The 20,196-nt window shown below is 65.8% G+C and carries 23 protein-coding genes and 1 riboswitch; of the genes, 4 read left to right on the top strand and 19 right to left on the bottom strand.

Annotated elements, in window-relative coordinates; translation table 11 throughout:
• Positions 1-138: 138 nt before the first annotated feature.
• The 3 genes from AADJ02_RS02315 (at position 139) to AADJ02_RS02305 (ending at position 2,072) form a co-directional block, all read left to right on the top strand.
• Entirely contained in the window at positions 139-783 is a 645-nt protein-coding gene (locus AADJ02_RS02315; protein WP_341211370.1) for a 50S ribosomal protein L25/general stress protein Ctc, read from the top strand.
• 98 nt (positions 784-881) lie between these two features.
• Positions 882-1,616 (top strand): aminoacyl-tRNA hydrolase, encoded by a 735-nt coding sequence (gene pth, locus AADJ02_RS02310; RefSeq protein ID WP_341211369.1) that lies wholly within the window; start codon positions 882-884, stop codon positions 1,614-1,616.
• A gap of 87 nt (positions 1,617-1,703) precedes the next feature.
• Positions 1,704-2,072, top strand: a complete 369-nt coding sequence (locus AADJ02_RS02305; protein WP_341211368.1) for a DUF2237 domain-containing protein — start codon at positions 1,704-1,706, stop codon at positions 2,070-2,072.
• An 81-nt stretch (positions 2,073-2,153) separates the two neighbouring features.
• Here the strand turns inward: AADJ02_RS02305 and AADJ02_RS02300 are convergent, their stop codons facing one another.
• The 8 genes from AADJ02_RS02300 to rpsA all read right to left on the bottom strand — a co-directional run bounded on the left by AADJ02_RS02300 (position 2,154) and on the right by rpsA (position 8,350).
• Positions 2,154-2,783, bottom strand: a complete 630-nt coding sequence (locus AADJ02_RS02300; RefSeq protein ID WP_341211367.1) for a hypothetical protein — start codon at positions 2,781-2,783, stop codon at positions 2,154-2,156.
• 171 nt (positions 2,784-2,954) lie between these two features.
• A complete protein-coding gene (locus AADJ02_RS02295) occupies positions 2,955-3,407 on the bottom strand; it encodes a hypothetical protein (RefSeq protein WP_341211366.1) in 453 nt (150 codons plus the stop codon).
• Between the two features lie 51 nt (positions 3,408-3,458).
• Positions 3,459-4,685 (bottom strand): tryptophan synthase subunit beta, encoded by a 1,227-nt coding sequence (trpB, locus tag AADJ02_RS02290; protein WP_341211365.1) that lies wholly within the window; start codon positions 4,683-4,685, stop codon positions 3,459-3,461.
• Between the two features lie 69 nt (positions 4,686-4,754).
• Positions 4,755-5,105, bottom strand: a complete 351-nt coding sequence (locus tag AADJ02_RS02285; RefSeq protein ID WP_341211364.1) for a tryptophan synthase subunit beta — start codon at positions 5,103-5,105, stop codon at positions 4,755-4,757.
• Positions 5,106-5,162: 57 nt separating this feature from the next.
• Positions 5,163-5,807, bottom strand: a complete 645-nt coding sequence (locus AADJ02_RS02280) for a phosphoribosylanthranilate isomerase (protein WP_341211409.1) — start codon at positions 5,805-5,807, stop codon at positions 5,163-5,165.
• Positions 5,804-6,169 (bottom strand): lipopolysaccharide assembly protein LapA domain-containing protein, encoded by a 366-nt coding sequence (locus AADJ02_RS02275; protein ID WP_341211363.1) that lies wholly within the window; start codon positions 6,167-6,169, stop codon positions 5,804-5,806. Before AADJ02_RS02275 ends, AADJ02_RS02280 begins: the two co-directional genes overlap by 4 nt.
• 9 nt (positions 6,170-6,178) lie before the next feature.
• Positions 6,179-6,460, bottom strand: a complete 282-nt coding sequence (gene ihfB, locus AADJ02_RS02270) for an integration host factor subunit beta (protein WP_021692588.1) — start codon at positions 6,458-6,460, stop codon at positions 6,179-6,181.
• 210 nt (positions 6,461-6,670) lie between these two features.
• The gene (gene rpsA, locus AADJ02_RS02265) at positions 6,671-8,350 is read right to left on the bottom strand and encodes a 30S ribosomal protein S1 (RefSeq protein ID WP_341211362.1); all 1,680 of its coding nucleotides are present in this window, start codon (positions 8,348-8,350) and stop codon (positions 6,671-6,673) included.
• Between the two features lie 302 nt (positions 8,351-8,652).
• Here rpsA and AADJ02_RS02260 point away from each other — a divergent pair, with 302 nt between their 5' ends.
• Entirely contained in the window at positions 8,653-9,339 is a 687-nt protein-coding gene (locus AADJ02_RS02260) for a phosphatase PAP2 family protein (RefSeq protein ID WP_341211361.1), read from the top strand.
• Here the strand turns inward: AADJ02_RS02260 and AADJ02_RS02255 are convergent.
• The 11 genes from AADJ02_RS02255 to miaB all read right to left on the bottom strand — a co-directional run bounded on the left by AADJ02_RS02255 (position 9,336) and on the right by miaB (position 20,170).
• Positions 9,336-9,947 (bottom strand): d(CMP) kinase, encoded by a 612-nt coding sequence (locus AADJ02_RS02255; RefSeq protein ID WP_341211360.1) that lies wholly within the window; start codon positions 9,945-9,947, stop codon positions 9,336-9,338. The two genes, AADJ02_RS02260 and AADJ02_RS02255, sit on opposite strands and share 4 nt — an antisense overlap.
• Complete coding sequence (gene aroA, locus AADJ02_RS02250) at positions 9,944-11,290, bottom strand: 3-phosphoshikimate 1-carboxyvinyltransferase (RefSeq protein ID WP_341211359.1); 1,347 nt, start codon at positions 11,288-11,290, stop codon at positions 9,944-9,946. The genes AADJ02_RS02255 and aroA overlap by 4 nt, the downstream gene beginning before the upstream one ends.
• A 107-nt stretch (positions 11,291-11,397) precedes the next feature.
• Complete coding sequence (locus AADJ02_RS02245) at positions 11,398-12,102, bottom strand: tRNA (guanine(46)-N(7))-methyltransferase TrmB (RefSeq protein WP_341211358.1); 705 nt, start codon at positions 12,100-12,102, stop codon at positions 11,398-11,400.
• A gap of 134 nt (positions 12,103-12,236) precedes the next feature.
• On the bottom strand, positions 12,237-13,418 hold the full coding sequence (metK, locus tag AADJ02_RS02240; protein ID WP_341211357.1) for a methionine adenosyltransferase: 1,182 nt from the start codon (positions 13,416-13,418) through the stop codon (positions 12,237-12,239).
• 7 nt (positions 13,419-13,425) lie between these two features.
• Positions 13,426-13,474, bottom strand: a riboswitch (SAM-SAH riboswitch).
• A gap of 10 nt (positions 13,475-13,484) precedes the next feature.
• A complete protein-coding gene (gene lnt / locus AADJ02_RS02235) occupies positions 13,485-15,014 on the bottom strand; it encodes an apolipoprotein N-acyltransferase (protein ID WP_341211356.1) in 1,530 nt (509 codons plus the stop codon).
• A gap of 4 nt (positions 15,015-15,018) precedes the next feature.
• Positions 15,019-15,936 (bottom strand): hemolysin family protein, encoded by a 918-nt coding sequence (locus AADJ02_RS02230; RefSeq protein ID WP_341211355.1) that lies wholly within the window; start codon positions 15,934-15,936, stop codon positions 15,019-15,021.
• Positions 15,920-16,489 carry an rRNA maturation RNase YbeY gene (gene ybeY / locus AADJ02_RS02225; protein ID WP_341211354.1) on the bottom strand — a complete coding sequence of 190 codons (570 nt, stop codon included), beginning with the start codon at positions 16,487-16,489 and terminating at the stop codon, positions 15,920-15,922. The genes AADJ02_RS02230 and ybeY overlap by 17 nt, the downstream gene beginning before the upstream one ends.
• Positions 16,476-17,465, bottom strand: coding sequence for a PhoH family protein (locus AADJ02_RS02220; RefSeq protein ID WP_341211408.1), 990 nt, complete (start codon positions 17,463-17,465; stop codon positions 16,476-16,478). Before AADJ02_RS02220 ends, ybeY begins: the two co-directional genes overlap by 14 nt.
• A gap of 193 nt (positions 17,466-17,658) precedes the next feature.
• The gene (locus AADJ02_RS02215) at positions 17,659-17,958 is read right to left on the bottom strand and encodes a hypothetical protein (RefSeq protein ID WP_341211353.1); all 300 of its coding nucleotides are present in this window, start codon (positions 17,956-17,958) and stop codon (positions 17,659-17,661) included.
• 11 nt (positions 17,959-17,969) lie between these two features.
• On the bottom strand, positions 17,970-18,545 hold the full coding sequence (locus AADJ02_RS02210; protein WP_341211352.1) for an OmpA family protein: 576 nt from the start codon (positions 18,543-18,545) through the stop codon (positions 17,970-17,972).
• 296 nt (positions 18,546-18,841) lie between these two features.
• The gene (gene miaB, locus AADJ02_RS02205; protein WP_341211351.1) at positions 18,842-20,170 is read right to left on the bottom strand and encodes a tRNA (N6-isopentenyl adenosine(37)-C2)-methylthiotransferase MiaB; all 1,329 of its coding nucleotides are present in this window, start codon (positions 20,168-20,170) and stop codon (positions 18,842-18,844) included.
• Positions 20,171-20,196: the final 26 nt, after the last annotated feature.

The following is a 20,196-nucleotide window of genomic DNA, read 5'->3' as shown; positions in this document are numbered from 1 at the left end:
TCCACAGACGCGGCGTCCGTTGCGCCATTTTATGCCCATGCGGCCCTTTCCAATCGAGGGATTCGGCGCTAAAGGCACAGGTTCTGAATCGGGCCATACACCCTTGGAGGATGGCCCATCACCTGAAAGGACTTACCAATGGCCAAAGAGATTCCGGATCTCGTCGCCACGGCACGCACGGGGACAGGCAAGGGGGCCGCTCGTCAGGCACGTCGCGAGAACCTCGTTCCGGGCATCGTGTACGGCGGCGGTTCCGACCCGCTCCCGATCAACCTGCCCTACAATGCCCTGATCAAGAAGCTGAAGGCAGGGCGTTTCCTGTCGACGCTGTTCAACCTCAAGGTCGAAGGCCAGGACGACGTCCGCGTCATCTGCCGTTCGGTGCAGCGCGACGTGGTTCGTGACCTGCCGACCCATGTGGACCTGCTGCGCCTGCGCCGCACCACGCGGATCAGCCTGTTCATCCACGTCGAGTTCGTGAACCACAAGGACGCACCGGGCATCAAGCGCGGCGGCGTTCTGACCCTGGTCCGTCCCGAAGTCGAGCTCAACGTGCTCGCGGGCGAGATCCCCGAGCAGATCGTCGTGGACCTGACCGGCAAGCAGATCGGTGATGTCATCCACATCAGCGACGTCGAGCTGCCCTCGGGCGCCAAGCCGACCATCGACCGTGACTTCGTGATCGCCAACATCTCGGCGCCGTCGAAGCTGGCGGCCGCCGCCGAGGAAGAGGCCGATGAGGCCGCTGACGAGGTCGAAGCGACCGAGCAGTCCGACGCCTGATCGCTTTGGCGACCAAGGTAAGGAAACGGGGCCCTTCGGGGCCCCGTTTTGCGTCTGGGCACTGGCCCTGCGCGTGACGGCGCGCTAGCTTCCGGCCCATGAAACTCTTCGTCGGACTTGGAAACCCGGGCGGCAAATACGCCCAGAACCGTCACAACATCGGCTTCATGGCCGTGGACCGGATCGCGGAGGATCACGGCTTTACGCCCTGGCGCGCAAAATTTCAAGGCGAGGTGTCCGAAGGCCGGCTCGGCTCGGAAAAGATCCTGCTGCTCAAGCCCGCCACCTTCATGAACCTCTCGGGCCAGTCGGTCGGCGAGGCCGCGCGTTTCCACAAGATCGACAGCACCGACATCTGCGTCTTTCACGACGAGATCGATCTCGCGCCGGGACGGCTCAAGACCAAGTCGGGCGGCGGCCACGCGGGCCACAACGGGCTGCGCTCGATCCACCAGCACTTAGGCCCGCATTACGACCGCGTGCGCATGGGCGTGGGTCATCCCGGTCACAAGGACGCGGTGCCGGGCTACGTACTCAAGGATTTCGCCAAGGCCGACGAGGTCTGGCTCGACGACATGTTGCGCGGCATCTCCGACGGCGCAGCGGCGCTGGCGGCGGGCGACGATGCGCGGTTTCTCAACGCCGTGTCGCTGCGGTTGAACCCACCGCGGTCGGGCGGCGGCACCAAGGGCAAACCCGCTGTCGCGGCGCAGGCAGCCGAGGCACCGAAGCCGCCGGTAAAACAAGCGTCAGGATCCGAGCCGACCTCGCCCCAGCCGGATGAGCGCGACGACCGCTCGGCCCTGCAAAAGCTCGCAGATCGCTTCAGATAGGACGCGAGGGGTAAAGGATACAGCGCTCCGGCCGATCGCTAGGCCCCGGCTCACCCGCCGACCCCCAATTTTTCCAAGAGGATTGCCATGAAGATGGACCCGTCGCTCAATGTCTTGGATGGCCCTCTCGCCTCCTGTTCGACCGCGCCACTGACCGGGTTTTTCCGCGATGGGCATTGTAACAGCTGCGTCGAGGACACCGGAAGCCATACGGTCTGTGCGGTCATGACGGCCGAATTCCTCGCCTATTCGAAATATGTCGGCAATGACCTCAGCACACCACGACCCGAGTTCGGCTTTGCCGGGCTGGCGCCGGGCGACCGCTGGTGCCTGTGCGCCTCGCGGTTTCTGCAAGCACATGACGAAGGCTGCGCCCCGAAAGTTCACCTCGCCGCCACGCACAAGCGCGCGCTTGAGATCGTTCCACTCCAGGTCCTGACACAGCACGCGGGCTGACAAACAAAGGCCCCGACCGGATCATGTCCAGCCGGGGCCTTGTCTCAAGAGCCTGCCAAACGGGCAGTCTCAACGACCCACTCAGTTCTTGGGGTCGTCGTCGGTCTCACTGTCATCTTCGCTCTCTTCGATGAAGCCCTCGGTTTCGGTGTCGTTGGTCTCGATCGCGGACTCGTTGTCGTCACGGTAGTCCGGATCGTCGGCATCGTCCGACTCGGAGCGCACTTCGGGGTCGGCCACCTCGGGCGACTTCATGTCGTCAGCCGAATGCATCATCATGCCTTCGGGAACGGTGAACATCGCCGTCACCGGAGCATCGTTGACCATAACCGGCGTGTCGACATCGGTCATGTCCGGACCGAAGTCATAGACGCCATTGCCGTTGGATTCGACGTGCAGCATCGCCATCAGCTCGGTCCCGGCAGCCAGCGCCTCGGGGATCGTCACCATAACGTCGGTGTTTTCACCGGCCATGATCATCGCGTGGCCCAGCGATTCCGGCACCACAGGTGCGCCGTCGGCGACAGCATGCAGAACAATGTAACCGTCCTGACGCGCGGCGATGCGCGGGAAGGTCACGGTGGTCTGGCCGTCCATCATCGACATCTGCATGGTCGAAGCATCGGCGTCGATCATCATGTCGTCCTGCGCCATGGCGCCGCCAGCCATGAGAGCGGTGAGTGCAGCAGCACTGGTAAAGGTCTTCAGCATTTTGGTCTCCAGAATGAGTTCGCCTTCCAACCCCCCAGAACCATTGAGGTTCGTTACACCGCAACACGTGTTCGTGTGACCCGGGAAGAAGCGGCCATCTCCTGAGACGGAGAAGGGGCCAACCGGATATTCACCGGTCGGCCCCTCAATATTGGTTAGAAATAGACGGTGTTACTGGCCGTCGTCTTCGTCGCCGGCACCATCCGTGTCTTCACCCTCTTCGATGAAGCCTTCGGTTTCGGTGTCGTTGGGCTGGATGGCGGACTCGTTTGTGTCACGGTAGTCCGGATCATCGGCATCGTCCGACTCGGCACGCGCCTCGGGGGATTTGGTGTCGGTCGACATGCTCATGCCGGTCGCGATGCGGATTTCCTGCACGCTCAGCATCATGTCGCCATCGGTGTCGTCTTCCATGAGGATCGCTGCACCGTCGGCGCCAAAGGCCGCGACCAGTTCATCGTTCGACAGCATCATGTCGCCGTCGGTATCGACTTCGGCGAACGGGATGCTCTGGGCGGAGGCGGCGGACGCACCAAGCACGAGGGCGGTGGTGGCGGCGGCAACGGTCAGTTTATTCAGCATTTCGTTTCCTCTCGATTTTGAGTTCGCCGCCCAACGTGTCATCCGACAACTCCGTTCAGCGGCGAGAGATCACATAATCGTGAGGTCAGGCGTTCAGGTCGCGATATCGACACCCAGATGTTTGGCGACGGTGAAGATGTCCTTGTCGCCGCGACCGCACATATTCATCACCAGCAGGTGATCACGCGGCAACTCTGGTGCGATCTTCATGACATGCGCCAGAGCGTGGGACGGCTCCAGCGCCGGAATGATCCCTTCGAGCGCACAAGACAGCTTGAACGCCTCGAGAGCCTCCATGTCGGTGATCGCCACGTACTGCGCGCGACCGATCTCGTGCAGCCAGGCATGCTCGGGTCCGATACCAGGGTAGTCGAGCCCGGCCGAGATCGAATGACCTTCGAGAATCTGCCCGTCGTCATCCTGCAGCAGGTAGGTCTTGTTGCCATGCAGCACGCCGGGGCGGCCGCCGGTGAGCGACGCGCAATGCTCCATCTTGGCATTCACGCCTTTGCCGCCCGCCTCGACACCGATGATGTTGACGTCACGATCATCGAGGAACGGGAAGAACAGCCCCATCGCGTTCGATCCACCGCCGATCGCGGCGACCAGCGTATCTGGCAGACGGCCTTCGGCGGCCTGCATCTGCTCGCGCACCTCCTTGCCGATGATCGACTGGAAGTCGCGGACCATTGCCGGATAGGGATGCGGCCCCGCCACGGTGCCGATGCAATAGAAGGTGTCGCGCACGTTGGTGACCCAATCGCGGAGCGCGTCGTTCATCGCATCCTTGAGCGTGCCGCGCCCAGAGGTGACGGGGATCACGTCAGCGCCCAGAAGCCGCATGCGGAATACGTTGGGGGCCTGACGTTCGACGTCGTGAGCGCCCATGTAGACCACGCATTTCAGCCCGAACTTAGCGCAGACGGTCGCGGTGGCGACGCCGTGCTGGCCGGCGCCGGTTTCGGCGATGATCCGGGTCTTGCCCATGCGACGGGCGAGGATGATCTGCCCCAGCACGTTGTTGATCTTGTGCGCGCCGGTGTGGTTCAGCTCGTCGCGCTTGAGATAGATCTTGGCCCCGCCCAGATGCTCGGTGAGCCGTTCAGCATAATAAAGCGGCGAGGGACGCCCAACATAGTGGGTCCACAGGTCGTTCATCTCGGCCCAGAAGGCGTCGTCGGTCTTGGCCTTTTCGTATTCGGCTTCAAGCGACAGGATCAGCGGCATCAGCGTCTCGGAGACGAAGCGTCCGCCGAACTGTCCGAAGCGGCCGCCCTCGTCGGGCCCGGCCATGAAGCTGTTGATAAGATCGTCCGCCATACGCTGGGCCTCCTCGCGTTCGGCCTCCGGACTACCCCTGCCGCGCCGCACGGTAAAGGGCCAAGGCGGTCAGTCGCGGTTGTCTTGCCTGTCGTCGTTCCTGTCACGCCAGCGGCGCAACATGCCGTCGCTCCAGCGACGGCCCCGGATCAGCGTGGAATTGACGCTTGGCCGCAGCATTGGCAGATCGACCGCCAGAAGCGCCAGTCCGATCGGCAGCATCCACAGCCCGAACAGCGGCAGAATCGCGGCGAAACCACCCAAGATGAACAAGACGCCCACCGGAATACGGATCCAGCGAGCGCGATCCGCCATCAGCCGTTCCGTCAGCCCATGCAGACGGGGCGATCCGCCGGTCATGGCCCGCATCTGCCGGCGCAGCCGGGCCTTCTCACGCTCGTGATCGACGGATTTGCTCATGGACGGCATGTAGGGCAGCGGACCGGTCGGGGCAATCGCCCACGTGATGCCTCCGGCTCAGAGTCGCGCGGCGTCGAGAAAGGCGCGAATACGGGTCTCGTCCTTCACCCCCGGCGCGCTCTCTACGCCCGAGGAAACATCGACCTGCCGCGCGCCGGTCTTGGCCACCGCCTCGGCGAGGTTGTCCGGCGTGAGTCCGCCCGCCAGCATCCACGGCACCGGCCAGCGCCGCCCCGCGATCAGCCGCCAATCAAAAGCTAGCCCGTTGCCGCCCGGAAGCGCAGCCCCTTTCGGGGCCTTTGCATCGACGAGGATCTGGTCGGCCACGGCGGCATAGGCTTCAAGCATGGGCAGATCGGCTTCGGAGGCCACCCCCACCGCCTTCATCACCGGCAGGCCGTGACGCGCGCGGATCTCGGCCACGCGTTCGGGTATCTCGCGGCCATGAAGCTGCAGCATGTCGAGCGGCACGCGTGTCACGATCTCGTCGAGCGTAGCATCGTCGACATCGACCACCAACGCCACCTTGGCGATGCCCGGGGGCACCTCGATCGCCAGCGTTGCCGCCTGCTCGACCGTCACCGCGCGCGGCGACTTGGCAAAGAACACGAAGCCCACGTAACGCGCGCCCGCAGCCACGGCGGCGTCGAGGCCTGCCCGGTCGGACAGGCCGCAAATCTTGACGGAAACGGACACGGTCAGGCGCGCGCGGGCACGGCCGGAGTGTCGACGAGAGCCAGAACGTCGTCCTCGCCCTCGTGCTTCTCGTGGCGCAGACGGTCGACCTCGCGCTCGAGCCGGTTCACCTCGCGGGCCCGCTTGCGGGCTTCGGCGCGGTGCTTGTGCTCGCGCAGCCATTCCCACAGGAAACCGATCAATAGGCCAAGCGCCACGCCGATCAGGATCACGGCATAGAGCGGCAGATCGAGATCGGGCGAGATGCCGAACAGTCCGCTCAGCCCCTCGGGCAGCACGCGCAGCGTGACCACGCCGCGGTTCGCAAGGCCGAGGATGACGAGACAGATGGCGACGATGCCCCAAAAGGCGGTGCGGAGAGCTCTCATGTCTTGGTTCTATTTCCCATTGAGCCGGTCGCGCAACAGCTTGCCGGTCTTGAAGAAGGGGACGTGCTTTTCGTCGACCTCGACCGCCTCGCCGGTGCGGGGGTTGCGGCCGAGACGCTGGTCGCGCTTCTTGACCGAAAAGGCCCCGAAGCCGCGCAGTTCGACGCGGTTGCCTTCGGCCATGGCCTGGGTGATCCGGTCGAAGATGGTGTTCACGATCTTTTCCACGTCGCGTTGATAGAGATGCGGGTTCTCGTCCGCGATCTTCTGGATCAGTTCGGATCGAATCATGTGCGCCCCCCCCTTGCCCGGCCGACGCCCCAAAGGCGGGGCGTCACGGACCTGTGACAGGAAGACTATAGGACGTCCGTGGGTTCCGATAAATAGTGCAGTCAAATCAAGGGGACTGTTTTCGCGATCCGTTCACGAAAAGGCCCCGCCTCCCGTTTCCGGGTGGCGGGGCCAATCTTGCAGCCGGGGCCTCGAAAGGCCCCGACAGGCTCAGCGGTCGCCTTTGAGGGCGGCGCCGAGGATGTCGCCCAGCGAAGCGCCCGAATCGGAGGAGCCATACTGCTCGACCGCTTCTTTTTCTTCGGCGATCTCACGCGCCTTGATCGACAGGCCCAGCTTGCGGGTCTTGCTGTCAACGTTGGTCACGCGCACGTCGATCTTGTCGCCAACGCCGAAGCGCTCGGGGCGCTGCTCGGCACGATCACGCGACAGGTCCGAGCGACGGATGAAGGACTTCATGCCCTCGTAGGTCACTTCGATGCCGCCGTCTTCGATCTTGGTCACCTCGACGGTGATGATCGAGCCGCGCTTCACGCCGCCGATGGCATCCGCGAACGGGTCGCCGTCCATCGCCTTGATCGAGAGCGAGATACGCTCTTTCTCGATGTCGACTTCGGTGACCTTGGCCTTCACGACGTCGCCCTTGCGGAAGTCGCCGATCACGTCCTCGCCACGACCTTCCCAGGTCAGGTCCGAGAGGTGAACCATGCCGTCGATGTCGCCCGGCAGGCCGACGAACAGGCCGAACTCGGTGATGTTCTTCACCTCGCCCTCGACCTCGGTGCCCTCGGGGTGGGTTTCGGCGAAGACTTCCCACGGGTTGCGCTGGGTCTGCTTCAGGCCGAGCGAGACGCGACGCTTGGCACTGTCGATCTCCAGCACCATCACTTCCACTTCCTGCGAAGTGGAGACGATCTTGCCAGGGTGCACGTTCTTCTTGGTCCAGCTCATCTCGGAGACGTGGACCAGACCTTCGACGCCCGGCTCCAGCTCCACGAAGGCGCCGTAATCGGTGATGTTGGTCACGCGGCCGGTGTGGGTCGACTCGATCGGGAACTTGCCCTCGACCGAATCCCACGGATCGTCCTGCAGCTGCTTCATGCCGAGGCTGATGCGGTGCGTTTCCTTGTTGATCTTGATGACCTGGACCTTGACGGTCTCGCCGATCGCCAGGATCTCGCTGGGGTGGTTCACGCGACGCCACGCCATGTCGGTGACGTGCAGCAGGCCGTCAACGCCGCCGAGATCGACGAAGGCGCCGTATTCGGTGATGTTCTTGACCACGCCGTCGACCGTCTGGCCTTCGTGCAGGTTGGCGATGACTTCGGCGCGCTGCTCGGCACGGCTCTCTTCGAGGATCGCGCGGCGCGACACCACGATGTTGCCCCGACGACGATCCATCTTGAGGATCTGGAACGGCTGCTTGAGACCCATGAGCGGGCCCGCATCGCGCACGGGGCGCACGTCGACCTGAGAGCCGGGCAGGAAGGCCACAGCGCCGCCGAGATCGACGGTGAAGCCGCCTTTGACGCGACCGAAGATGGCGCCTTCGACGCGCTCTTCGTCGGCATAGGCCTTCTCGAGACGGTCCCAAGCTTCTTCGCGGCGGGCCATCTCACGGCTGATGACGGCTTCGCCACGGGCGTTTTCGACCTGGCGCAGGAAGACCTCGACCTCGTCACCGGGCTTGAGGTCCGGCTGCTCGCCGGGGTTCGCGAATTCCTTGAGATCGATGCGGCCTTCCATCTTGTAGCCGACATCGATGATGGCCTGGCCCGCCTCGATGGCGAGCACGCGGCCCTTGACGACGCTGCCTTCGGACGGCGTGTCGATTTCGAAGCTTTCGTTCAGGAGGGCTTCGAATTCCTCCATGGATGCTTTAGCGCACATGCGGTCAGGTTTTCCTTTGTAAGTCGCTATACGGGCCAGGCGGTTGTCTCCGCCGGTCTTTGGATTACGGTCTGCCCCGGAAACGTTCCAACGCGACGAGGGCCGGAGCTCCCGACCCTGCCTGTCCTGCTCGCGCGCGCGTGGCGCGCCGTTCCCTTGACGCTCGCGTCTATAGTGCGATCCGGCGCGCGGATCAAGCAGCACGGCCACACTCGCCCCCGCTCTCAGTACCAAGGCCCGGGTTACCATTGTCCCCGCCACCGATCCCCGCCCCTATGAGAGGAACGACCGACGGAGGCCCGGTGGATCTCGACTTACTCCTCTTCGTGAACCGGATCGCAGGGCACAGTGACGCCCTCGACACGCTCATCGTTCAGCTTTCGGCCAGCCCGATGTTCAAGGGCATCCCACTGATGATGCTGGTCTGGGGCCTGTGGATGGTGCCGCATGCGCAGGTCGCACGCCGCCGCGCGGGGCTTGCCGCGACGCTGGTCACAGCGGTGCTGGCGCTGGCAATGGGCCGCCTTTTGTCGATGTCGCTGCCCTACCGGGCGCGGCCCATCCACGACCCCGACCTGTCGCTGCGGATGGCCAACTCGATCGATCACAACACGCTGAACGGCTGGTCCTCGATGCCCAGCGACCATGCGGTGCTGTTTCTGGCGCTGGCCACCGGCATCGCGCTGGTCGATCGACGATGGGGAATCGTGGCCTTGGCGCATGCGGCGATCATCATCGCGCTGCCGCGGGTGATCTTGGGCTTCCATTGGCCCAGCGATATCCTCGTGGGCGGCCTGATCGGTATGGGCCTGGCCCTCATCGCGGTGCCGCTGCTGCGCCGGATGCTGCTCGACACCGGGCTTTTCGCCTGGCTCGAAGCGCGACCCGGGCTGAGCTATCCGCTGATGTTCCTCGTCGCACACCAACTCGGGACGATGTTCACCTCGACCCGTACCCTATTGGCGGTGTTGCGCGACGCGGTACTCTAACGGCCCAATTCCGCCTCGATGCGCGCCACGGCGATCGCCACCGCCTGCGCGGCATCAAGATCCGAGGTGTCGAGCAGGAAGGCATCCTCCGCCGGTCGCAGCGGTGCCGCGGCGCGCTCCGAATCGCGGGTATCGCGCGCCTTCACATCCGCGAGCACGCTGTCGAAGCTGGCGTCGTGACCGGCCTGCACCAGCTCTGCGAGCCGCCGCCCTGCCCGCGCCTCGGCGCTGGCGGTGACAAAGAGCTTCGCCTCTGCCTCAGGGCAGATCACCGTACCGATGTCGCGCCCATCGAGCACGGCCCCACCCTCGCGCCGGGCAAAGCTGCGCTGAAACTCGAGCAGCGCCGCACGCACTTCGGGGATCACCGCGACCTCGCTCGCGGCCTGAGCGACCTCGGGGCTCCTGAGCCCCGGCTGCTCCAACGCCTCGGGCACCAGCCCGCGCGCTGCCGCAACCGGCTCGGCGCCTTTCAGCACCAGCGCACCGACGGCGCGGTACAACAGCCCCGTGTCGAGATGCGCAAAACCGAAATGGGCGGCGACTGCGCGACCCACGGTTCCCTTGCCGGCGGCGGCAGGCCCGTCGATGGCGACCGTGAAGATCATGCCCGCGCCACCTTCGCGCCAAGCCCCGTCATCAGCGGCTCGAACACCGGAAAGGAGGTGGCGATCGGCCCGCCGTCATCGACGCGCATCGGCGCGTTCGTGGCCAGCCCCATCACGAGGAAGGACATGGCGATGCGGTGATCGAGACGGCTTTCGACCGTCGCACCACCCGGCACTTGTCCATGGCCACGTCCGTGGACGATCCACCAATCCTCACCCTCCTCGACCTCGACGCCCGCAGCGCGCAGGCCTTGGGCCATCGCATCGATCCGGTCGCTTTCCTTGACGCGCAGTTCCTTGACGCCGCGCATCACGGTGGGGCCCTCGGCGAAGGCCGCGACCACCGACAGCACCGGGTATTCGTCGATCATCGATGCGGCGCGGGCGGGTGGCACCTCGATGCCACGCATCGCGGGCGAGAACTTCGCGCGCAGGTCGGCGACGGGCTCGCCGCCCTCTTCGCGAGGGTTCTCATAGGTGAGATCCGCCCCCATTTCGCGCAGCGTCTCGAAGAGGCCAGCGCGGGTCGGGTTCAGACCGATGTTGGGCACCAGCACGTCCGAGCCTTCGGCGATCAGCGCCGCACAGACCGGGAAGGCTGCCGACGAGGGATCGCGCGGCACGACGATGTGCTGCGGGCGAAGCTCCGGCTGACCGGTGAGCGTGATCACCCGCCCCTCTTCGGACTCCGTGACAGCGATCTTGGCCCCGAACCCCGCGAGCATCCGCTCGGTGTGGTCGCGCGTGGCTTCCTTCTCGATCACGACGGTCTTGCCCGGCGCGTTCAGCCCGGCCAGCAGCACCGCCGATTTCACCTGCGCCGAGGGCACCGGCACGGTGTAGCGCACCGGCATCGGATCGGCCGCGCCGGTGATCGTCATCGGAAGCCGCCCGCCCTCGCGGCCTTCGGCGCGCGCGCCAAACAGGGCCAGCGGATCGGTGACCCGGCCCATGGGGCGCGAGCAGAGAGAGGCATCTCCGGTGAAGGTCACGGTGATCGGCGTGGTGGCCATCGCCCCCATGATCAGCCGCACCCCGGTGCCCGAGTTGCCACAATCGATCACGCCCGCCGGTTCGGCAAAGCCGCCCACGCCGACGCCGTGCACCGACCAGCGCCCCTGCCCGTGATCCGTGACCTCGGCTCCGAAGGCGCGCATGGCCTTCGCCGTGTCCAGAACGTCCTGCCCTTCGAGCAGGCCCTCGATCACGGTTTCGCCCACCGCCATCGCGCCCAGGATCAGGCTGCGGTGGCTGATCGATTTGTCACCGGGGACATGCGCCTCGCCGGACAGCGCAGGCCCGCGCTGGGACATCATCGGGATCGGATCGCCATGGCCGGACATCGGGGCACCTCGTGAATTGGTCGCCCCGTTCCTAGACCGACGCCGGGGCATGGTCCACGCCCCGAGCCACTTTACTCCCGAAATACTCCCGCCAGAGGCTCCCGCCCTCAGGGCTTGCGGAAGGTCAGGTAATGGGGGGGCCGCCCCTCGCGCAGGGCCTTCTGCTCATAGCGCGTCGAGGGCCAGTCGTCCCAGGCCTGATCGTCAGGATGATCGATGCGCTCGAACCCCGCGACCGGCACCTCTTCGAGCGTCTGGCGCACGTAGTCGGGAATATCCGTAGCCACACGGAACTCGGCACCGGGCTTGAGCACATGCAAGAGCGGCACCAGATGCTCCTGCGTCACGAACCGCCGACGGTGATGCCGCGACTTGGGCCATGGGTCGGGGTAGTTGAGGAACGCCTTGTCGACGGATCCTTCGGGCAGCACGTCGAACAGGTCGCGCGCATCGCCGGGATGCACGGCGATGTTGTCCACGCCCGCGTCGCGTATCTTGCCCAGCAGCATCGCCACGCCGTTGATGAAGGGCTCGGCGCCGATGATCGCCACATCCGGATAGGTCTTGGCCATGTGCACGAGATGCTCGCCGCCACCAAAGCCGATCTCGACCCAGACCGGACGCTCGCCGAAGCGGGCCACGAGGTCGAGATGCGCCCTCTCGGGGTTCACGTCCCAGCCGACGGGACCGGGCGAGAGCGCGTCGAGATCATGCGCGAGATGGTCCTTCTGCGTCGGGCGCAGGGTCTTGCCGTGTATCCGGCCATAGAAGTTGCGCCACGGGGCGCCGGAGGAGTGCGAGCCTTTTGTCATGGCGCGCGGGTTAGCGCGGGGCGCGCCTTGGCGCAACAGGGCTTGATGGCGCGCGGGGGTTCGGGCCGCTCGAAGCGAGTATTTGAAGAGTAAAGTGGCAGGGGTGCGCCCCCTGCCACCTCGGGTCGCGCCGCTCAGAGACCGCGCTTCAGAGCCTCGGCCAGATCCGTGCGCTCCCACGAAAAACCGCCGTCGGCTTCGGGCGCGCGACCAAAGTGGCCATAGGCCGCCGTGCGCTGGTAGATCGGGCGGTTCAGGCCGAGCTGCGTGCGAATGCCGCGCGGCGTGAGGTCCATCGCCTGCGCTACGGCGCGTTCGATATCCGAGTTGGAGACCTCGCCCGTGCCATGCGTGTCGGCATAGATCGACAGCGGCCGCGCCACGCCGATGGCATAGGAAAGCTGGATCGTGCAGCGCTCGGCCAGACCGGCGGCGACCACGTTCTTGGCGAGGTAGCGCGCCGCATAGGCGGCGGAGCGGTCGACCTTCGTCGGATCCTTGCCCGAGAACGCACCGCCGCCATGCGGAGCGGCGCCGCCATAGGTATCGACGATGATCTTGCGACCCGTGAGGCCTGCATCGCCGTCCGGGCCGCCGATCACGAATTTGCCGGTGGGGTTCACCCACCATTCGGTGTCGGGCGTGATCCAGCCTTCGGGAAGAACCTCGTGGATATAGGGCTCGACGATGGCACGAATGTCGGCGCTGGTCTGACCCTCATCCGAATGCTGCGTCGACAGCACGATCGAGGTCGCCGCGACAGGCATGCCGTTCTCGTAGCGCAGGGAGATCTGGCTCTTGGCGTCGGGGCGCAGTGTTGGCTCGGCGCCCGACTTGCGCGCGTCGGCGAGGCGCTTGAGCACCCGGTGCGCGTAATGGATCGGCGCGGGCATCAGCTCGGGCGTCTCGCGACAGGCATAGCCGAACATGATGCCCTGATCGCCGGCGCCCTCTTCCTTGCCTTCGGCGGCATCGACACCTTGGGCGATGTGCGCCGACTGCGGGTGCAGCAGGTTCGTCACCTCGACGTCGCGGTGATGGAAGGCCTCCTGCTCGTAGCCGATGTCGCGGATGCATTCGCGCACGATCCCCTCGACCCCGCCGAGGATTTCGGACAGGCGCCCCTGATTCCGAAGACCGATCTCGCCGCCGACCACGACGCGGTTGGTCGTGGCAAAGGTCTCGCAGGCGACGCGGGCCTCCGGCTCTTCGGTCAGCAGCGCATCGAGCACGGCGTCGGAGATGCGATCGCAGACCTTGTCGGGATGCCCTTCGGACACCGATTCGGAGGTAAAGATGTAGTTCTGGCGGGACATGGGGAGGCGCTCCATTGAAATTCACCCGACACGCCAGGAAGCCGTTGTGTCGAGAATCCGACCCCGCTACGCCCCGCCTCGGCCCCGGTCAAGCCGTTTGTGCCGCCAGCCGAGCGCGGCCAAAAGCAGCAGGACCGCAAGCATCGGCCAATCGCCCCAGCGCGCATAGCCCGGCACCATACCGCGTGGCGGCAGCGCCGCGTCCACCGCCCCCGTCTCGCCAAGCCCGATCCGCGCCGTGACCCGGCCCATGGCGTCGATCATCCCCGACACCCCGGTGTTGGCCACCCGTGCCATTGGCATGCGCTGCTCGATCGCGCGCAGACGCGCCTGCGCAAAGTGCTGGTAAGGGCCTGATACGGTGCCGAACCACGCGTCGTTGGTCATCAGCAGCATCAACCGAGGCCGCAGCGCCCCCGTCGCGGCAGCGGCGTTGATTTCACCCGCGAAAATCCCTTCGTAGCAGATCAGCGGCAGCGCCAGCCCTATGCCGGGCACCGATACCGGATGCAGACCCGGCCCCGGCGTGTAACCACCGCCCTCGCTTGCCGCCAGACCGTGGATGCCAAAGCGCGCAGCCACTTCGCCGAAGGGAATGTATTCGCCGAAGGGCACGAGATGCGTCTTGTCATAGAGCGAGGCGATTTTGCCCGACGCGTCTACAACGATAGCCGAGTTGTAATAGCGCGCCGCCTCGCGTCTCTGGATGCCGAGCGCCAGCACGGCCCCGCGCGCCGCCTCAACACCCTGGGTCAGGGCGTCGTCTGACTGGTCGAGCAGCCACGGCAGCGCCGTTTCGGGCCAGACCACCAGATCGGGGACATCGCCCTGCCGCGTCAGTTCCATGAGCCGCTCGTGAAACACCGGGAGCCAGTCGGGGTCCCACTTCAACGACTGTATGGCATTGGGCTGGACCAGTCGAACCACCGGGGCCTCCGGTGAAGGCATTGGCGCGGGGCCGGGGTCGAGCGCGATCCATGCCCCGATGCTGGCCAGTACCGGAACAGCCAGCGTGGCCCGCACCCCGATCGCCAACGCGGCCGCGGGCAGCCCGAGCGCGATCAGCGTCAGGAGCGGCGCACCGCCCAAGGCCGCGAGCTGCGCCACGGGCGTGTCGATGAAGACATGCCCCGGCATTGCCCAGGGAAAGCCGGTGAACACCACGCCGCGCAGCATCTCGACCGCGACCCACAGCGCCACGAAAAGAGCGGTGCTTCGGCGGTGCGCCACCGCGAAGACCGCGCCCCAGAACAACGCCAGCCCCCCGCACAGCAGCACCACCGCAAAGGGGGCCATCCATCCGTCGCGCGCAGCATCGACGAAGAACGGCTCGACGATCCACGACAGGCCCAGCCCGAACCAGCCTGCGCCAAAACCCCAGCCGGTCAGGAAGGCCCCGCGACGCGTCGTGGCATGGCGGCGCAGCACCAGTACCAGCAGCACCGACAAGAGCGTCAGCCCCCAGATGCCCCAAGGGGCCAGCCCCAGTGCCGCGACGACGCCCGAAAGCCCCGCCAGAGCCGCACGTGGCCAAGGCCGCGCGGCGAGTCGCCACGCGGCGGGGCGAGCCATGGCCCGCAGCGCGCTCGCGTTCATGGTCTCAGCTGTCCCGGCTCTCGGGCATGCGGATACGCAACCGCTTGATGCGGCGCGGATCGGCGTCGATCACCTCGAACTCGATCCCCGCCGGGTGCTCGATCACCTCGCCACGCGCTGGCACATGCCCCGCCAGCATCGAGACAAGACCGCCGAGGCTGTCGATTTCCTCCTCGTCGATCTCCTCATGCGCGGTCAGGTCCTGCCCGATCGCGCGCTCGAAGGTTTCGAGCGGGGTGCGCGCGAGGGCCAGCCAGACGCCGGGCTTCTCGCGCAGAAAGCTTTGTGCCTCGTCGACGTCGTGCTCGTCCTCGATCTCGCCCACCACGGTTTCGATCAGGTCCTCGATGGTGACGAGCCCGTCGGTGCCCCCGTATTCGTCGATGACGAGCGCCATATGAATCCGCTCGGTCTGCATCTTCTGCAACAGCACACCCAGCGGCATCGACGGGGGCACGAAGAGAAGCGAGCGCAACATGTCGCGCAGCGAGAAGTCGGGCCGCTCGGGCACGAAGCAGAACTTCAGCGCGAAGTCCTTGAGGTTCACCAATCCGATCGGCGTGTCGAGCGTGCCGTCGAAGACCGGGATCCGGGTAAGGCCGCTGTCGCGGAATACCTCGACCAGTTCTTCCATCGGAATGGTAACGGGCACCGAGATGATGTCGGCCTTGGGCACCATCACATCCTCAACCCGCATCCGGCGCAGGTTGAGCATTCCCGGCACCGGAAGCACCGGCGCGAAACCGCGCGGCGCCTCGACCGGCGGAAGCTCGGACTCGGCGGGTGTCAGCACCCCGATGATGCGGCTGAAGAAACCGCGCCCCCCGCCATTCTCGGCGGTGACGCTACTTGGCCCCTCGGGACCATCTCCGTCGCCGTCACGGGTGTTGCCCGTGTCGGCCGTGTCAAACGCGTCGCCCATCGTCTCCTTCCGGTGCTGCCTCGGCTGTTGCGGCATATGGGTCCGATACCCCCATCTTGCCAAGTACCTCTGTCTCGAGACCTTCCATCAGCGCCGCATCCGCGTCGGTTTCATGGTCGTAGCCCATGAGATGAAGGGTGCCATGCACCAAAAGATGCGTGACGTGATCGGCGGTTGTCCGCCCGCCGGCTTCGGCTTCGCGCAGGCAGGTCTCCCATGCGATGGCGATATCGCCAAGCTCGGTCGGGCCCATCGGGTCGCGCTGTGGCGGCGCGGGCCGGGTGCCGGGCCGGTCGGGACGACGATCCTCGGAGGGCCAACTCAGCACGTTGGTGGGCTTGGGTTTGCCCCGAAAATCGGCGTTGAGCTCGGCGATCCGCAGGTCCGAACAGCCCAGCAGGCTGATCTCGAACCGCGCCGGGTCCTGCCCCAGCCCCGTGAGCGCCGCCGCGCAGGCGATTTCGGCCAAGGCCTCCAGCCCCACTTCTTCCCAGCGGTGATCTTCGATCAGGCAATCGACCAGCGGCGGTCGCGCCGCCCTACGCTGCGCCATCGGCTTCGTAGGCGTCGATGATCGCGGCGACCAGCGGGTGACGCACCACATCCTTCGAGGTGAAGTAGTTGAAGCTGATCTTGGGAATACCCGTGAGCAGCCGCTCGGCATCGTGAAGCCCCGAGGTGACACCGCGCGGCAGGTCGACCTGGCTGCGGTCGCCGGTGATCACCATGCGGCTGCCTTCGCCCAGACGGGTGAGGAACATCTTCATCTGCATCGTTGTGGCGTTCTGCGCCTCGTCGAGCACCACGAAGGCCCGAGAAAGCGTGCGGCCCCGCATGAAGGCGAGCGGCGCGATCTCGATCACCTTCTCCTCCATCATCTTGGAGGCCTGCTTGCCGGGCAGAAAATCGTTCAGCGCGTCGTAGAGCGGCTGCATGTAGGGATCGACCTTCTCCTTCATGTCGCCAGGCAGGTAGCCAAGCTTTTCGCCCGCCTCGACCGCGGGGCGCGACAGGATGATCTTGTCGACATGGCCTTGCAGGAACATCGACACGCCCACCGCAACCGCGAGATAGGTCTTGCCGGTGCCGGCGGGGCCGATGCCAAAGCAAAGCTCCTTGTCAAAAAGCGAGCGCACATAAGCCTTTTGCGCCTCGGTGCGCGGCTCGACCAGCTTGCGGCGGGTCTTGATTTCGATGCGCTCACCGGCGGGGTCGGCCTTGAACAGATCGGTCTGGTCGGCATCGGTGGAAAGTGCCGTTTCGGCGACACCCATCCGCAACTCGCGGTCCACGTCGCCCGGCTCGACCGCGCGACCGGCCTCCAGCCGCGCATAAAGTGCTTGCAGCACCCGGCCCGCATCCGCCCCGGCCTCATCCTCGCCGATCACTGAAAGGCGGTTGCCGCGTCGCAGAATCTGTACGCCGAGGCGCTCCTCGATGGCCGCAAGATGGCGATCATGTTCGCCGCATAGATCTATCAACAGGAAATTGTTGGGAAACTCGAGGACAGTCTCGGTCGGGGTGGCGATGGACAAGCGGGACTCCTCATGCCGGATGGCGCCTATGTGACAAGGCGATGGTCGCAATTCGCAGGCGCGCGTGCAAGCGGATGCCGCCATGACGCAGGCGAAAACGCGCAAGACGGGTGTCGGTTGCCCACCTGCGCACACAAAAGGGCCGCGCCTTTCGGCACGGCCCTTTCAGATCGCCTGTCTCGCAAGCTCAGAGCAGGTCGGGGATCGGCGAGCCAGACTTGAACGGCCCGACCACCACGTTCGGCTGGGCAACGCCCGAGCAGACCGGCAGGCCGTCCGGCGTCAGACGCTCGGACATGTAGCCTTCCACACCGTCATCGATGATCCAGTGATCGCAGCCGTCGGGATCGACCCAGATGCCCGCGACCATGGTCGAGAGGTCATGCGCGTTGATGCCGCGGTCGACCGATTTGTCGGGGCCGATCGGGGCGCAGGCAGCGGCCGAGCCGAGCAGGCCAAGGATCGCGAAGCTCTTCAGGACTGTCATGATCTCGCTCCTCAGCGCAGGCAGTAGATTTCGACGCGGCGATTGGTCTGCATGCCCGCGGCGGTCGAGTTGGACGCCTTGGGTTGACGCTCGCCAAAGCCGCGGACGTCAACGACGCGTGCCCCGAGCCCCTGCGCCACCTGCGCCACCGAACGGGCACGATTGTTGGACAGGGTGATGTTGTACTCGTCGCTGGCGCGGCTGTCGGTGTGCCCGTAGATCAAGAAGCCGAAGGCGTTGGCCTGACCGAAGAACTGGCGCAGCCGCTCGCGGCCCGCGGCCGAGATGTCGTAGCGGTCGGTCGCAAAGAGCGTGTCGGTCGGCACGATGCCGCAGATCTCGGAGCGATGGCACACCGGTCGGCCGTCCCGCAACCGGCGCGGCCCCATGAAGCCCTCGGCCCCATCATCCATCGCCCAATGCTCGCAGCCGTCGGGGTCGATCCAGATGCCCGGCACGTAACGCTCGGCGGGCACGACGCGGGGGTCCTGCGCCAGCGCCGGCGCGCTGAGCGCCCCGAGCGTCAGCCCGACCGCCACGATCCCCCCGGCCGCGGCGCGCAACTTTGCTGTGATGAATGAGGCCACTACTCTTGATCCTTCCTGATACCATCGGCGGTGTGCCCGCCTCCGGCAGCCGGACGGGGCGCTGTCTGTTCGCAAGTTTGATTGTCCGTAGTGTTAATGCGGAACATGGCTTTGGGAAGGCCTCGGCAAGATTTTGCCGGCGCCAACCGCAACAGTGACGCCAAGATCGAGAGCATTGTCGCCCAGACCGCCATCAAATGTCGAAACGGGCCCTGCCTTCGCGGCGCGGGCGCCCGAATTTCGCCACGATGGCGCGAGCAAGTGGGTTCTCGTAAAGCGCAAGGCCGAAGGCCGCATCAGTCGATGAGAGTACCGGCGAGCGAGTTCGGCCCGGAGGCGGTGATCCGCACCCTTGCGATCTTACCCCGAAGAGTTTCGGGGGCCTGCACATGCACCGCGAAAAGATGCTCGGATTTACCGACCATCTGCCCCGGAAGCCGTCCAGGCTTTTCGAACAATACCGTGGTCTCGCGACCCACCATGGCCTCCTGCGCGGCGCGCTGCTGATCGCCCAGAAGTCCCTGCAACCGCTGCAACCGCGCGTCCATCACCGACGCCTCGACTTGCACCTTGCGTTCGGCGGCAGGCGTGCCGGGGCGCGGCGAATACTTGAACGAATAGGCCGAGCCGTAACCCACCGCCCGCACCAGATCCATCGTCGCCTCGAAATCCTCGTCCGTCTCGCCGGGAAAGCCCACGATGAAGTCCGAGGTCAGCAGGATGTCGGGTCGTGCGGCGCGGATCCGCTCGATCAGCCGCAGATACTGCTCTGCCGTATGCTTGCGGTTCATCGCCTTGAGGATGCGGTCCGAGCCCGACTGCACCGGCAGGTGCAGATAGGGCATCAGCTTGGCCTCGTGGCCATGCGCGGCGATCAGCGCCTCGTCCATGTCATTTGGATGCGAGGTGGTGTAGCGGATCCGCTCGAGCCCATCGATCGCGGCCAATTGACCCACCAGCGCCGCGAGGCCGCCTTCGGCCCCATCCAGATCTCCGTGCCACGCGTTGACGTTCTGACCCAGCAATGTGATCTCGCGCACCCCGGCCTCAACCAGCCCACGCGCCTCGGTGACGATCCGCTCGGCGGGACGGCTGACCTCCGCGCCGCGCGTGTAGGGAACGACGCAAAAGGCGCAGAACTTGTCGCAACCCTCTTGCACAGTAAGAAACGCCGTCGGGCCGCGCTTGGCTTTGGGCCGCGCTTTCAGCGCCTCGAACTTGTCATCCTCGGGGAAATCCGTGTCGACGGCGCGGTTGCCCTGCCCCACCGCGCGCTCCATCTCGGGCAGGCGGTGGTAGCTCTGCGGGCCGACCACGAGATCGACGAGCGGCATCCGGTTCAGGATTTCCTCGCCCTCGGCCTGCGCCACGCAGCCTGCGACGCCGATCTTGAGGTCCGGCTTGGCCTCTTTCAGGGGACGTAGGCGGCCCAGATCGGAATAGACCTTTTCGGCGGCCTTCTCGCGGATGTGGCAGGTGTTGAGCAACACCATGTCGGCGTCGTCCGCCGTCTCGGTGGTGACGTAACCCGACGCGCCCAGCGCCTCGGCCATGCGCTCGCTGTCGTAGACGTTCATCTGACAGCCATAGGTCTTGATGAATAGCTTCTTGGGCGCCTGGGTCATCACCGCCATCCCTTTGCGTGATCAGG

This window comes from uncultured Limimaricola sp. (assembly GCF_964022235.1).
Classification (GTDB): domain Bacteria; phylum Pseudomonadota; class Alphaproteobacteria; order Rhodobacterales; family Rhodobacteraceae; genus Limimaricola.
Note: the sequence above shows the minus strand (reverse complement) of the source record. Positions and strands in the feature narration are given on the sequence as shown.